Here is a 14,372-nt window from a genome sequence, read left to right on the forward strand (position 1 = left end):
TTCTCATGAAGAAAATTTCCATTTTCGCTTCTCTGACGCTTCTGTTACTGACGCAGGCTGTCGGGTATGCCCAAACTGACACCACCACCCGTTCCTCGGCCGGAACATCGAACCGTAATCGATCCTACGAAGGCGACTACAAAATGAATACCTGGTCAGTGACCGTCACACCTGCGCTCACCCGTTTCTTTGGCGACCTGGACAATTACGGTTTTTACAAAGGATTCCCGCAAAAAGGGCCCAACACCAAAACCACCGGTGCGCTTGGCGTATCGATCAACAAACAGCTTAGCCATCTTTTTGGGGCCTCTGCCGATTTTCACATCGGTTCGCTGCGGGGTTCGAAACAGGCACTCTACAATGCTTCGTTCCGTTCAAATTTCCTGCAGGGAACACTGAACGCCAACGTCAACATGAAATCACTCCTGTTTGGAACCCGTAAGCTGAAACGCTGGAAGTGGGATCTGCACGCCGGGGCCGGTTTGATGTGGTTCGACACCCGAGTGTATGACCTGACCACGGGCGAAATGATCCGGTATAGCAACGACCGGCGTGACTACAGTTCGGTCACCCAGGGAAAATGGGAAAGTGACGGTTCCGTTTATACCCGTGAGTTCGTTTTCCCACTGGGGTCGGCCCTGCATTATGAACTGACGTCGCGTCTGGACCTTGGGATCGATGCCACGCTGTATATGGTCAATACCGAGAAACTGGATATGACCGTTGGCGGTGTTGACAACTCGAAAGCCGCGAATGTATACGGCTGGAGACGGGGTGATTCCGGTTTGGACAAGTGGGCTGGGCTGGGCCTGTCGCTGACCTACAAGATTGGTAAAGATGCCGTTCGGGTTGGAAAAGATGGCGTATATGACCCCGCGAAAGGTCGCTACCACCTGCGTTGGGCTGATCCAAAAGATCTGCTGAAAGAGCCTTACAACCCAACCATGAACGACGCTGATTCGATTGCCAAAGCCAACATGCCTAAACCCGTCGATCCTCGTTTGTATACGGACACGGACAATGACGGTGTTGCTGACCTTTTTGACAAAGAACCCGCTACGCCAGCCGGTAGTATCGTTTCCGGTGCCGGTGTTGCCATGAACCTGGACAGCATCATCAGCTCGATCCTGCGCGGCAAATTTGCTCCGGAATGCGAAGCGTTGTTCAGTAATATCGAATTCGATACCGACAAAGCCACGATTCGGCCGGCTTCGCAGGACATCATGAAGAAGGTAGTTGAACTGTTGAACCTGAAAACCAACTGCGGCATCATTCTCGTAGGACACGCCGATTACCGGGCTTCCTACGGTTACAACATTCAACTCTCGAAGCGTCGGGTGGATGCCGCCAAACGCTATCTGACCCGCGCCGGTTTAACAGACCCGAGTCGGGTGACGGTCGAGTATTACGGTGAGTATCGACCGATTGCGCCAAATACGTCCGGGGATAACCTCCAGCGAAACCGTCGGGTCGAAATCAAAATTGTTCCGATGAACATGCTCCGGTCTCCGTACCAGTCCGGGCAACGGTTCGACTCAAGAGAACCGAGATAATAACAGACAACCCTGTATGCAAAACCCCGGCTTTAGTCGGGGTTTTGTTTTTTGTAAGAAATGATAAATGTAAAATGCGTAATGTTGAATGTAAAAGTGGGCTGGCGCTTTCAAAACACTTTTACATTCAGCATTACGCATTTTACATTTATCATTTTGTTTTTCCTCCCTCTATTTCAAGAAAATTAGTACCTTTGCACCCTAATTCTATTGAAGGACGGCCTCACTTTTGTGAACCAACCGTATCCCTCCAAAAACAAACCAATAAAATGGCAGTTAAAATCCGTTTATCGCGTCGGGGACGCAAAAAACTGGCTATCTACGACATCGTTATAGCCGATGCCAGAGCACCACGTGATGGTAGCTTTATTGAAAAAATCGGTTCGTATAACCCGAACACCGATCCATCTACCGTGGTCCTGAAAAGTGATCGAGCCGTAGATTGGCTGATGAAAGGGGCTCAACCGACCGACACCGCCCGTTCAATTTTGTCACACGAAGGCGTTATGTTGAAAAAACACCTGCAAGTCGGTGTACTCAAAGGCGCCATCTCGCAGGAACAGGCCGATTCCAAGTTTGAAGACTGGAAACAAGGTAAAGAAGGCCGGAAACAAGGCAGTGCCGACACCAAATCTCAACTGAAAGCCGATGCCAAGCAGGCTCGTCTGGAAGCTGAGAAAAAGGTAAACGAAGCACGTGCGCTGGCGATCGCCAAGAAAAACGTGGTTGAAGAGCCCGCGGTTGAGGCTCCGGAAGTGGTTGAAGAAGCGGAAGTGGAAGCACCTGTTGCGGAAGCTGCCGTTGAAGCCCCTGCTGCTGAGCCCGTTGCCGAAGCCGCTCCGGTAGAAGCACCTGCTGCTGAGCCCATTGCCGAAGCCCCTGCTGCTGAAGAAGCACCTGTTGCTGAAGCACCAGCCGCTGAAGAAGCCCCTGCTACTGAAGCTCCCGCCGATGCACCGGTTGCTGAAGCACCAGCCGCCGAAGAAAAACCCGCTGATGAGGGTGAAGCAAAAGCTTAGTATTTCGTAAGAAATTTGAGTTGACAACTGATGGAAGTCTGTTTCTTGAAATGGAATTCTGTCAGTTGTTGTTTTATACAGACCTATCCCGAATCATCGGCGGGATGCAAAATGTTAGAAGTCGTGACCAAAGACGATTGTTTTCAATTAGGAAAAATAACGAAAACGCACGGAGTACGGGGCGAACTGGTATTCTTTCTCGATGTCGATATGCCGGAACTCTACGCCGAAATGGATTCGGTTCTGATCGAAGTGAAAGGCGATCTGGTTCCCTATTTCATCGAGTCGATTTCGGTGAACCGCAACCGCGGCATTGTGGCTCTGGAAAGCGTGGAAACGATTGAGGAAGCACAGAAGCTAGTGAACTGTGACTTGTTTTTACCCCTCGACAACCTGGACGAACTGGATGAAGGGCAGTTTTATTTTCACGAAATTGTCGGGTTTCTGGTTCGGGATGAAAAACTGGGCGATCTTGGAACGGTTCGTACCGTATACAATGTAGCCCCCCAGAATTTGATTTCGATGGATTACCAGGGTAAGGAAGTTCTGATTCCGGTGAACGACGAACTGACCCCCTCGGCGGATAAAGTGCACAAAATCCTGCATGTCCGACTGCCGGATGGCCTGGTCGATATTTACCTCGAAGAACCATCCGCCAAAATCGGGAAGAAAACCAACGAAGACGACGAAGAGGAATTGCTTGATGAGGATTGATATTTTAACCTGTCTGCCCCGCTTGCTGGACAGTTTCTTTGCGCATTCCATTTTGCAACGCGCCCAGCAGGGCGGTTTTGTGGAAGTGGCAGTGCACGACCTGCGTGATTATACGCTCGACAAGCACCGGCGGGTCGACGATTATGCGTTTGGGGGCGGAGCCGGAATGGTAATGTCCATCGAACCGATTGCCCGCTGCATTCGTACCCTCCAAAGCGAACGTTCCTACGATGAAGTGATCTATGTAACGCCCGACGGCGAGCGGTTTGAGCAACGAACGGCCAACCGGCTTTCGTTGACCCGGAACCTGATCATTTTGTGTGGCCATTACAAAGGCGTCGATGAGCGCGTTCGGGAACTGTTCATTACCAAGGAAATCAGCGTGGGTGATTATGTGTTGTCCGGGGGCGAACTCCCTGCTGCGGTCATTTCCGACGCCATCATCCGCTTGTTGCCCGGCGTTCTGAACGACGAAACCTCAGCCCTGACGGATTCTTTTCAGGATGATTTGCTGGCTCCTCCCGTTTATACCCGCCCGGCCGAATTCGAAGGGCATACGGTGCCCGACATCCTGCTTTCAGGCCATGAAGCGAAGATCAACGAGTGGCGGTTTGAGAAAGCCCTGGAACGAACCAAACTGCGTCGCCCGGACTTGCTGTCCTGAAACCGGGCCACCCCCCCAACTCATTGAGTCGGTGGGGTGTTTTCCTGTTCTTCCTTTTCCTTCCGACGTTGCTCCCGCCGTTCCTTGCGCAATTGCCGCCGTGATTTGGGCACCGAATCCGTTTGAATGGCGGCACCTTTGGCGGGCTCCTGCTCGGGTGAGACCACTTCCGGTTCGGCCCGGTCGCGTCCTAAAACCCGCCGAAAAAAATCATTGATGCCGTTGGTGGCTTCATCCGTTTCTTCTTCCGGCATCATCAATGAGTCGATTTCGATGGAATCGACCGGCGCCACTTCCTGCCGCAATCCTTCCCGCAGTCGCACACCGTAGAACCCATACGCCGTTGTGTCATAGGGTGTTAATCCCCGCGAAGCCATGATCCGGCCAATCAGCCTGAAATAACCCCGCAAATAGGTTCTGACGGACCCATCCGGGTAAAACCGGCTCAGGGTCGCTTTCGGCGAAGGAACGACGTATGATAAAAGAATGCTTTCACCAATGTCGAGATTAGAGGGACTTTTGGCAAAATAATACCGGGAAGCCTCTCCGATTCCGTAGATGTTTCGACCCCACTCGATGAAGTTGAGGTAAATTTCATACATTCGTTCTTTGCTGATAATGCGCTGGTTTTCAATGAGCCACACGATCAAAATTTCTTCGGCTTTTCGGGAAAGTGTTTTGTTTCGATTCAAAAACGCATTCTTCACAAATTGCATCGAGATAGTACTGGCTCCGCGTTTGAACTTTTTGGTTTTGAAGTTGGTCGCCAGCGACACCCGGAATGCCTTTTCGTTGAAACCGTTGTGGGTGAAGAAGTTGTAATCCTCCGCCGTCAGAATGGCATTGCGCAGGTTGGGCGAAATGGCGTTGAGGGGCGTAAAATCCGGGTTGGCGGGGCCAACGATGAACTTGCGTACCAGCTTGTCTTTTTCGTAGACCTCGTGTTCAAACGGTTTGTTGACCCGACTAAAATCTTCCTTCCCAAATTGCAGAATCTTGAACTGATCCGGCGTGAGGCTGGAGTTGAACTGCACCGAATCGGGGAGGGAACTGTCGAGGTGAAGCACCGCGTCATACTTCAGTTTACCGGCAACTTTCATGCCTTCCAGCGATTCAAACAGGCCCTGCGGAAAGGCATCGAACAGGTCCTGAGCGTCGAGCGGATCGGTATGGATTTGAACGTCGTAGATTTTGACGGGCGAAACCGTGTATTTGATAAACGGTCGGGCTTTGGCTTTTCCGAGGTAAATGGTGGAGGAACTGTCGATGCCGATGTAGTTCTCCCCAAAAAACAGATTGGCGTCCATGGCGGCCCGTTCCACCACCACGTCGCCCAGTGCCACGGCCGGGTGATTGATGCGCAGATTTCGGACGGCTCCAGCGCCTTCAATCTTGAACTCACCGCCGGAACTGGCGACATCGCGGAGTTCGGCCCGCAGCGTATCGGCCTGTAATTTCAACTTGAAGCGTTGTTCCAGATACGGTAATTCGAGCGGTTTTCCATCGGCAAAGAGGGCCACGTTGGCCTCCTGATCTGAGGCCGCTATTGTGCCCATCAGGTGCCAGACCGACTCGTTGCCGTTGATCCGAATGGTCGATGTCAGTTCTTCGTCGTCAATGGTGGCCGTTTCTGTCAGAAAGCTCAGTTGACGGTCGTCGTCGGTCAGCCGGAGTTCCAGATTCTGAATGTCCATATTATCCGGAATCTTGGCCAGCAGGTTATCGACCAGATTTTCGGCCACATCCGCCAGATCGACCCGTCGGCTGCTGGTTTCGGTATCACGGGCCGAAGCCGTCGAATCCTTTTTCTGTGATTTGAGGAGGAAGTCGATGTTGGAGGTGCTGTCCCGCCGAACGATGTGGGCAAGGCCATTTTGCAGGGTGAGTGATGAAACCGCCACCCGACCGAACAACAGGGGCCAAATGCTGACCCCAACCTCCGTTTTGCCAACCCGCAACAGGCTATCGCGCGACTCCGGAACGACAGTAACATTGGAAAAAGCTACGGTTGACAGGCCCGTAAATTGAGCTTTCCCAATGGTAACCGTCAGGTTATAGTCCCGCTTCGCTTTCCGAATGCCTCTGGCGAGCCCTTCTTTCAGCAGCGCTTCCCGTTTGGTGTAGATAATACCGGCTCCAATGGCTCCCAGAACAACAAATCCCAGCAGCACCCAGCCTGAAATAATCAGTATACGTTTTTTATTGACTTGCATTGTAAGCTAGTAAAGTGGTCCGAAAAGGCATTCCGGCACTTTCATGGTGTGGTGCGAAGTTACGGCTATTTATCAAAATCCAGGTGGCAATTCCACCAACCGGTATCGAAGCGGGTGTTAAATTGCTTGTAAAACTGGATGGCGGGCTCGTTCCAGTCGAGCACCTGCCACATCATGCCCGTACAATCCGTTTGGCGGCCTTCTGCAATGGTGGCATCGAACAACGCCTTGCCCAATCCCCGGCCCCGAAAGCTTTCGTTGACAATAATATCTTCCAGATACAACCGCTTGCCTTTCCAGGTCGAATACCGGTAATAATACAACGACATGGCCACAATCTTGTTTTCGATTTCGGCCACCAGCACCCCGAAAAGCGGGTTATCGCCAAAACCGTCTTTCAACATTTGTTCAGGCGTGTTGGTCACTTCGTGGGGTGCTTTTTCGTACAGGGCCAGTTCCTGAACCAGTTCAAACAACTGCGGAACATCGGCGGGGGTACCTTTGCGGATGGTCATTCGTACCAGGTTTATAGTTTATCGTTTACGGTTTTCAGTTTTCAGTTTACGGTTTACGGTTTTGGGTTAAAATGTATGGTTCGCTTCTGGAGCCTGATGCACGAAGTTTAACGCGTCAGCTACCGTAAACTGTAAACCCAAAACCGTAAACTGTTCATCGGTTTTCGAGGTATTTTTCCCATTTCTCCAGCACCGACCGGAAATCATCCGGTAGTTCGGACTCGAACTGGAGCCATTCGCGGGTTCGGGGATGTTCGAAACCAAGCGATTTGGCGTGGAGGGCCTGTCGGGGCATCAGGGCAAAACAGTTCTGAACAAAAAATTTGTAGGAACCGTTGGCATTTCCGCGCAGTATGCGGTCACCGCCATACGTGGCGTCGCTGAAAAGCGGATGGCCCAGGTACTGCATGTGCGCCCGGATCTGGTGGGTTCGCCCGGTTTCGAGTTTGCATTCCACCAACGAAACGTAATGCAGTGCTTTCAGAACTTTGTAGTGCGTTACGGCGCGCTTGCCCTGACTGCCGTCGGGAAAAACCGCCTGCACTTTCCGGTCGCGGAGACTCCGGCCAATGTTCCCGTCAATGGTGCCTTCGCTTTCTTTCAGTTCACCCCAGGCCAGGGCGTTGTAGGTTCGCTCGATGGTGTGCTCAAAAAACTGGCGACCGAGGTGGGTCATGGCGTATTCGGTTTTGGCAATTACCATCAAACCCGAGGTGTCCTTGTCGATCCGGTGTACCAGACCGGGGCGGATGCTGCCGTTGCGCGAGGTGGGCAAGTTCTGGAAATGATACACCAGCGCGTTCACCAGCGTACCGGTCCAGTTGCTATACGCCGGATGCACCACCATGCCGGCCGGTTTGTTCAGCACCAGCACTTCATCGTCTTCGTAAACAATGTTCAGCGGAATGTTTTCCGGCAGAATATCCGTGTCGCGGGGCGGATGGGGTAACGAAACCGTGATGACATCCTGCGGTTTGATTTTATAACTCGCCTTGATGGCATTGCCGTTAACCTTCACCGCTTCCGTATCAATTCCGTTCTGAATTTTGGTTCGGGTCGCGTTCGGCAATCGTTCGGTCAAAAACCGGTCGATTCGCAACAGATTCTGGCCGGGATCGACCACGATGCGGAAATGTTCGTAAAGCTCGTCTTCATCCGGGTCAGCAAGCACCGGTTCCTCATCCTGCTGGGCCATGGTCTCAGGTTGTAACATCTTACAAAAGTACCAAGAATCAGACGTTTTAGCGAACGGTCACTGGTTTTTGTTAAAATATCGCGTGACCTTGTTACTTTTGTGTAGTCGTAAAGAAAACGACGTGTTGCAACCTGATACAAATGAAAACGTATATCCCACCCCGCATGTGGCCTTTACGGGCTACCTGTCTGAAAATTGCCCTGATTCTGCCCTTCGCACTGACGACCCTTTCCAGTTGCGAACCCGATGCCGTCGTCGTCCCGGAAATCGAGTATGGCGGTGTTTTTACCGTGCAGGAAGCTAATCCGAAGGAAAGTTATTTGTTGACACTCCGTAAAAATCCGGAAAAAGCGAAGACATTTACCATCGAAAATCTGGCCAATCTGGTCAAAGAACCGCTTCAGGCGACGGTAGCAAACAACAAACTGGTGATTGTGGACCAGGCTTTTACCAACTATTTAGGCAACAAGTATACCATTTCCGGTGAGGGGGAACTCATCGACGAAACCCTGGTTCTGCGGTATTCCATCAATGGACATAATGGGTATGCCGGATCGGTTTTCGCAAAAAAACAGGGCGACGGGAAATAAACGCACGTGAATGACTTGCCGGCGGTTTCTGAATTTTCCCGACTGCACTTTCTGCCGAACCCATTTCCGGAAGCGGTGCCCGTTCAGCTCTATCTGAAGCGGGATGATGAGTTACATCCGACGGTGTCGGGAAACAAGTGGCGCAAGCTGAAACACAACCTCGTCGAAGCGCGTCGGTTGGGCCACCAAACGCTGTTAACCTACGGCGGGGCCTATTCCAACCACATATACGCCGTTGCGGCCGCCGGTCGCGAATACGGTTTTTCGACCATTGGCGTCATCCGGGGGCAAGACCACCGGGAGCGCGACACCCCAACGCTGGCCTTTGCCCGTTCGCAGGGAATGCAGCTTCATTTCGTCACCCGGCAGCAGTTCCGGAACCTAAGCGATGCGGTTTTTCAACAGGATCTTCGGCAACGTTTCGGCACCTACTACGACCTGCCGGAAGGCGGCACCAACGCGTTGGCCGTGCGGGGAACGGCGGAAATTATCCCGGAAATTTTGCAGCAAATCAATTCTTTACCAGACTGCATCTGTTGCCCGGTCGGTACGGGCGGAACACTGGCGGGTCTGGAACGATCGGCTCCGAATGGCTTAAAGGTGTTGGGCTTTTCGGTCCTAAAGGGCTTCATTCCTGACCTGAACCGGCCCCAAAACGTGCAAACCGACTACCATTTTGGTGGTTACGCCAAAACCACCCCCGAATTACTGACCTTCATTCGTAGCTTTGAACAGAAAACCGGCGTGCGGATCGAGCAGGTGTATACCGGAAAAATGCTGTATGGTATTTACGATCTGGCCCGAAAAAACTACTTTTTACCAGACAGTAAAGTTGTCGCGATTCACACCGGTGGTTTGCAGGGGAGAAGTGAAAAGCTGGATGAATAAAACTGACTTTCCGGCGCGATCGTGTGAAAACGAAGACCAGTAAAATCACCAGCCAGCCCTCTTTTAAAGGAAAATCAATCAACTCAGAATAGACAGATGGAATATCGGAAATTGGGCGAGTCGGACGTAACGGTTTCGGCCATTGCTTTTGGTGCCTGGGCGGTTGGCGGCTGGATGTGGGGCGGGACGGAGCGAAAGGAAGCTGTCGAAGCCATTCAGGCCGCGTATGATCTGGGCGTTACGTCCATCGACACGGCCCCGGTTTACGGCCAGGGAACGAGCGAAGAAATTGTCGGTGAAGCCATCAAAGACATTCCCCGGGATCGGGTGCAGATTCTGACCAAGTTCGGGATGCGGTGGGATCTTGCGAAAGGAACGCTGGCTTTTCATACGAAAAACAACGACGGAACGCCGATCGATGTGTACAAATACGCAGCGAAGGAAAGCATCATCAAAGAATGCGAAGACAGCCTGAAACGACTCGGAACCGATTACATTGACCTGTACCAGATTCACTGGCCGGATGTTACTACTCCGATTGCGGAAACGATGGAAGCCGTGAGCCGGTTGATCGAGCAGGGGAAAATCCGTCAGGCCGGAGTTTCCAACTACAGCGTCGAGCAGATGAAGGAGGCCGAAAAAACGCTGCAACTGGCTTCAAACCAGGTTTCCTACAGCATGGTCAAGCGTGAAATCGAAGCCGAACTGGTGCCGTATTGCCTCGAAAACCGGAAGTCGATTCTGGCCTACAGTCCGCTGGAACGCGGTTTGCTGGCGGGCAAAATCAAACCGGGGCATCAGTTTGCCGAGGGTGATCACCGGGTCAATTACAAGGCTTTCAAAGACGGAAACATCGCACGTGTATGGCCCTTTCTCAATAAAATCATTCCAATGGCCGAACAGAAGCAGGTGAGCCTGAGTCAGTTGGTGATTCGCTGGACGATCGACCAACCCGGCATTACCGTCGCCCTCGTAGGTGCCCGAAATGCCGAACAAGCGGTTCAAAACGCCAAAGGGATCGACGTCCGGCTGACGGCGGAAGAGATGGCTTTTATCAATCAGCAACTGGAAGCGGTCGCCTTGGTTTAATGCGCAACCCTGTCAGGGTCTTCGACCGTACGACGGCCCGGCGCTGACAGGGTTGGGTTACTTCAGGTATTTTCGGTAAAAAGGCCGGTAGCCGAGCAGCAACGCAAACGGCGTCAGAAGCCCAAACACTATTTTTTGAACGGCAAAGGGCGGTTTGGCCAGACGGAATACCTGGTCAAAATGATTCATCATGAGAGCCACCTGCAAAAGGCCCGGCACCCCGTCAGCATTGGTTTTGCCGTCACTCGCCAGCCCGGTGTTTAGCTCCAGCAAATATTCTGTATCCATCGCCGGAATCGTTTTCCAGGCAACGACGGTTTTGTCGTCGGTGGCATTCCACATGGAATGAACGGTATTTTTTCTGATCTGGATTTTGTCGCCGGGCTGGAGAGTCTGTAGGTCGCCACCCAAACGAACGGTTAATGCGCCCTGCAACACTTCAAAATATTCGTCCTGATGCGGATGGTAATGGGCCATGGGCTCTTTGGAGTGAGCTTCATAAGTCGTTATCAGTTCCAGAAGCTGCCCGTTGGTATCGGCCTGTGTCTGCACAAACTGAATGACCTGCCCGGTTTTCGGGTTCCGAATTTCTTTTCCTTTATGTGCCATGGTGTGTATTTGTTGTCAGGCGAAGATAGCAGGGCCTGTGCGCAGATACCAAGACATTGTTAGGAAGCGGTTGAAACATCACCCAAATACTTTATTTCAACTTCGATATCCGCCATTCGATATTCATTATTCGATATTAATTTATTTGTAAAGTTAAAATATTGAATAACGAATATGGAATAACGAATATTGAATAGCGAGTATTGAATAACGAAGTTTGATTTGGAATCAAGTCGGCAAATAAATCGTGAAAGAGGCTCCTTTGTTTAATTCACTTTCGGCGGTGATCAATCCCCGGTGGTTTTCAACAATCTTTTTGCACAATGCCAGACCGATGCCTGTTCCACTGTAGGATTTTCGCCCGTTTAATCGGTGGAAAATGGTGAAAATCTGCTCGGCATACTGCTGTTCAAACCCGATACCATTGTCTTTGAAATTCAGTTTCACGTAAGCCCGGTCGGATTGTAGATTTGGCGTAGCGCGAACCTCTTCCGGCAGAAGAAGGGCCGATGAAACACGGATTTCGGGATTCTTTTCCGAAAACTTGAGTGAATTGCCAATCAAATTGGAAAAAAGCTGATTTAATTGCTGTGGAATTGCGTTTAAGATTGGCAATTCATCCTGAATAATAACTGCTCGTTTTTGCTCAATTAATAACTCAAAATCCGTTTTAACGTTCGCCAAAATCAAATTGAGATCGGTTTTTATAAAGAGTTCATCTGTTCTGGAAAGGCGTGAATACTCCAGCACATCTTTGATCAAAGCCGACATGCGCTGCGCCGAAGAACTGATTTTAGACAGCAGGTTTTTTGACGATTCTTCATCGTGATCGGTGTCAGTTAACAGTTCCGTAAACGTTTGGATCTTCCGCAGCGGTTCTTGTAGATCATGGCTGGCGATGTAGGCAAATTGCTCCAGTTCGTGGTTGGTGCGAACCAGTTCGGCATTCGTATTCCGGAGTTCGAGCGTTCGCTCCGCCACACGTTTTTCCAGTTCCTCGGCGACTTCCTCCAGATTTTTCCGTGCTACCACCTGCTGTGTAATATCGATGGCCGACCCCAGCAACCGGACGGGTTTTTGTTGGGCATCAAAAATCACTTTTCCAATTGCCCGTATCCAGTGAACGGCATGGTCGGGCTGGGCCAGCCGGGCTTCGTAGTGCAAACGACCCGTTCGGAAAGCCTCTTCGTGCGCTCTGGCCCGAATTGGCAGGTCATCCGGGTGGATGGCTCCACTAAATTCAGAATGCTGATGTGGCTGATTTGGGGCCAATCCGAAAATTTCCACGAGCCGGTCCGAATACTTAAAAACGCCATGCTCGATGTCCCAGTCATACGTTCCCATTTCGGCGGCTTCAACGGCCAGCCGGGATCGCTGTTCGGCCTCATAAATGGTGATGCGGGCTTCCACTTTCTCCGTCACATCGTTAACGGTAACCATGATACCGGAAACCGTTTGGTCGGTTCCGAAGAGGGGAGCATATTCAAAATCAAGGTAATATTTGCCCATGCCCTCCGGGGTATTCACATAGGCGAGGGCTTCTTTTTCCGTGTACGATTCACCCGTTTTGTAAACTTTGGCAAGCAGATCGGGAAAGGGCTGATCATGCAATTCCGGAAATATCTCCAGCAATTTTTTCCCCTGAACCTCCGAAAAGGGCCGTTTCCACAGCGTTTTCAGCATGGTCTCGTTGGCAATTTCGATGATCAGGTCGGTTCCTCTGAAAATCGCCATCGCGATCGGCGACTGAATGACCAGATTCCGAAATTGCCGTTCACTTTCCTGCGTAGCGTGTTTGGATTTGACCAGTTCGGTCACCTCATTGGCTACAACGATGATGCCGCTCACCGACTGATCGGCTTCCCGCAGGGGCTGATAAACAAAATTGACATAGACGGTGTCCGTTTTTCCAAACCGGTTGAGGGCGACGGCAAATTCGTTGCCAAAAAAAGGTTCGCCCGTTTCGACAACCCGGTTCAGTAATTCCAGGATGCCCTGATTGCGAATTTCCGGCAAGGCATCCAGTATTGCCTTTCCGAGCGTCTGCTCCGCCGACTTTCCAATCAGATTGAGATAAGCATCATTGGCGGCCTCAAACACAAAATGAGTTCCCTGTAAAACCGCAATGCCCACCGGGGCCTGGTTAATCACATTTCGAATGTGATCTTCGGCCTTCAGGCGGTTCTGCGCAATCCTCAGTTGAGCCTGACGGTCGATTTCGGCTAACTGTTTCGCCTGTTTGAATTCGTTTTCGTGGCGTTCAATGGTATCGATGGCCGTAGCAATCTGTGAGCCGATCTGCTCTACAAAGTGCTGGTAATCCGTATCGAAATTACGATGGGGATTAAGTCCGACCAGCAGAATGCCTATCTGCTGTTCCGAACCGGCTTTTTGAACGGGTAAAATAAAGGCACTGTCGGGTAGTCGGTCTGTCAGGGATCGGACAATCTTGCTGATTTTTTTCGATACCCCCTGAATCCGAACCGGCTGGCCGGTTTCAACTACGGTTTTGAGTTGCCAGAAATGGCCGGTGGCGTCATCGGCGAGCGCAACGGTTTTTTCGAATGGATTTTCTTCCGGTATAATTCCCGAACAATGAATCAATTGGGCTTTCTGCCCATCCGGATCGATCAGATAAAAGGCGGCAAACGGAATGTCTTTGTAGTTTTGGCCCAGAACGTCAATGGCAATATGGCCTGCATCGACTTTTGTCTTTGCGGATAAAACCCGGCTGGTTAGCGCATTCAGCGTCTCCAACCGGCGTTGTTGCAAAACCTTGTTCGTTTCTTCATGGCAGGCGCAGAACAAGCCGCCTACTTCCCCATTTTCGTCGATGATTGGGCTATATGAAAAATTGAAATAGCCCTCTTCGGGAAATTCTTTTCGTTCCAGCAACAGCATCAAGTCCTGGCCGTAGATCGATTGCTGCTGATCAAAAACCAGATTTTTCATCGGAAGCAGGCTTTCTTCCCAGATTTCGGACCAGAGTTCGTTGGCGGGTTTGCCCAGAAAGGCCGGGTGTTTGTGACCCATCAGCGGCACATAGGCATCGTTGTGTAGGTTGATCAAGTCCGGTCCCCACCAGATAAACATGGGGTAGCTGGACCGAAGCACGATGCTGACGGCGGTTTTTAAACTTTGAGGCCACTGTTCGGGTTCGCCCAGGGGCGATTTGGACCAGTCTAAAGCCCGCAGGAGTTGGCCTACTTCACCACCGCCTGCCAAAAAACGGGGTAAATTGGGATTCGGTGTCTGTTTACTTACCAAGTCGATGTTCGAAAATTGCCGGTTGTATGATAAAGTTACTAAATATAAAAATGCAC

12 protein-coding genes are annotated in these 14,372 nt (G+C 51.2%); 7 read left to right on the forward strand and 5 right to left on the reverse strand.

Annotation, left to right across the window (positions count from 1 at the left end; translation table 11 throughout):
• Positions 1 to 5: 5 nt before the first annotated feature.
• From ACS5NO_RS11765 to trmD, 4 genes are all read left to right on the forward strand, one after another.
• On the forward strand, positions 6 to 1,553 hold the full coding sequence (locus ACS5NO_RS11765; RefSeq protein ID WP_439415330.1) for an OmpA family protein: 1,548 nt from the start codon (positions 6 to 8) through the stop codon (positions 1,551 to 1,553).
• Between the two features lie 74 nt (positions 1,554 to 1,627).
• On the forward strand, positions 1,628 to 2,572 hold the full coding sequence (locus tag ACS5NO_RS11770; RefSeq protein ID WP_439415331.1) for a 30S ribosomal protein S16: 945 nt from the start codon (positions 1,628 to 1,630) through the stop codon (positions 2,570 to 2,572).
• A gap of 111 nt (positions 2,573 to 2,683) precedes the next feature.
• Positions 2,684 to 3,286, forward strand: a complete 603-nt coding sequence (rimM, locus tag ACS5NO_RS11775; RefSeq protein WP_225309368.1) for a ribosome maturation factor RimM — start codon at positions 2,684 to 2,686, stop codon at positions 3,284 to 3,286.
• Complete coding sequence (gene trmD, locus ACS5NO_RS11780; protein ID WP_439415332.1) at positions 3,276 to 3,950, forward strand: tRNA (guanosine(37)-N1)-methyltransferase TrmD; 675 nt, start codon at positions 3,276 to 3,278, stop codon at positions 3,948 to 3,950. Before rimM ends, trmD begins: the two co-directional genes overlap by 11 nt.
• Positions 3,951 to 3,970: 20 nt before the next feature.
• On the opposite strand, the gene ACS5NO_RS11785 is transcribed toward trmD, so the two are convergent.
• The 3 genes from ACS5NO_RS11785 to ACS5NO_RS11795 form a co-directional block, all read right to left on the reverse strand.
• Entirely contained in the window at positions 3,971 to 6,163 is a 2,193-nt protein-coding gene (locus tag ACS5NO_RS11785) for a transglycosylase domain-containing protein (protein WP_439415333.1), read from the reverse strand.
• A 65-nt stretch (positions 6,164 to 6,228) separates the two neighbouring features.
• Positions 6,229 to 6,678 carry a GNAT family N-acetyltransferase gene (locus ACS5NO_RS11790; protein WP_421830608.1) on the reverse strand — a complete coding sequence of 150 codons (450 nt, stop codon included), beginning with the start codon at positions 6,676 to 6,678 and terminating at the stop codon, positions 6,229 to 6,231.
• A 154-nt stretch (positions 6,679 to 6,832) separates the two neighbouring features.
• On the reverse strand, positions 6,833 to 7,891 hold the full coding sequence (locus tag ACS5NO_RS11795) for an RluA family pseudouridine synthase (RefSeq protein WP_439415334.1): 1,059 nt from the start codon (positions 7,889 to 7,891) through the stop codon (positions 6,833 to 6,835).
• Between the two features lie 122 nt (positions 7,892 to 8,013).
• Here ACS5NO_RS11795 and ACS5NO_RS11800 point away from each other — a divergent pair, with 122 nt between their 5' ends.
• The 3 genes from ACS5NO_RS11800 (at position 8,014) to ACS5NO_RS11810 (ending at position 10,440) form a co-directional block, all read left to right on the forward strand.
• Entirely contained in the window at positions 8,014 to 8,463 is a 450-nt protein-coding gene (locus ACS5NO_RS11800; RefSeq protein ID WP_439415335.1) for a hypothetical protein, read from the forward strand.
• Positions 8,464 to 8,469: 6 nt separating this feature from the next.
• Positions 8,470 to 9,351 (forward strand): 1-aminocyclopropane-1-carboxylate deaminase/D-cysteine desulfhydrase, encoded by an 882-nt coding sequence (locus tag ACS5NO_RS11805; protein WP_439415336.1) that lies wholly within the window; start codon positions 8,470 to 8,472, stop codon positions 9,349 to 9,351.
• Between the two features lie 96 nt (positions 9,352 to 9,447).
• Positions 9,448 to 10,440: an aldo/keto reductase gene (locus tag ACS5NO_RS11810; RefSeq protein WP_439415337.1), complete on the forward strand. Its 993-nt coding sequence runs from the start codon at positions 9,448 to 9,450 to the stop codon at positions 10,438 to 10,440.
• 57 nt (positions 10,441 to 10,497) lie between these two features.
• Here the strand turns inward: ACS5NO_RS11810 and ACS5NO_RS11815 are convergent, their stop codons facing one another.
• Positions 10,498 to 11,049 carry a cupin domain-containing protein gene (locus tag ACS5NO_RS11815; RefSeq protein ID WP_439415338.1) on the reverse strand — a complete coding sequence of 184 codons (552 nt, stop codon included), beginning with the start codon at positions 11,047 to 11,049 and terminating at the stop codon, positions 10,498 to 10,500.
• A 228-nt stretch (positions 11,050 to 11,277) separates the two neighbouring features.
• Positions 11,278 to 14,316: a PAS domain-containing protein gene (locus ACS5NO_RS11820; RefSeq protein WP_439415339.1), complete on the reverse strand. Its 3,039-nt coding sequence runs from the start codon at positions 14,314 to 14,316 to the stop codon at positions 11,278 to 11,280.
• Between the last annotated feature and the right edge of the window lie 56 nt (positions 14,317 to 14,372).

The sequence above is a fragment of the Larkinella fluvii genome (assembly GCF_051857545.1).
Lineage (GTDB): Bacteria > Bacteroidota > Bacteroidia > Cytophagales > Spirosomataceae > Larkinella.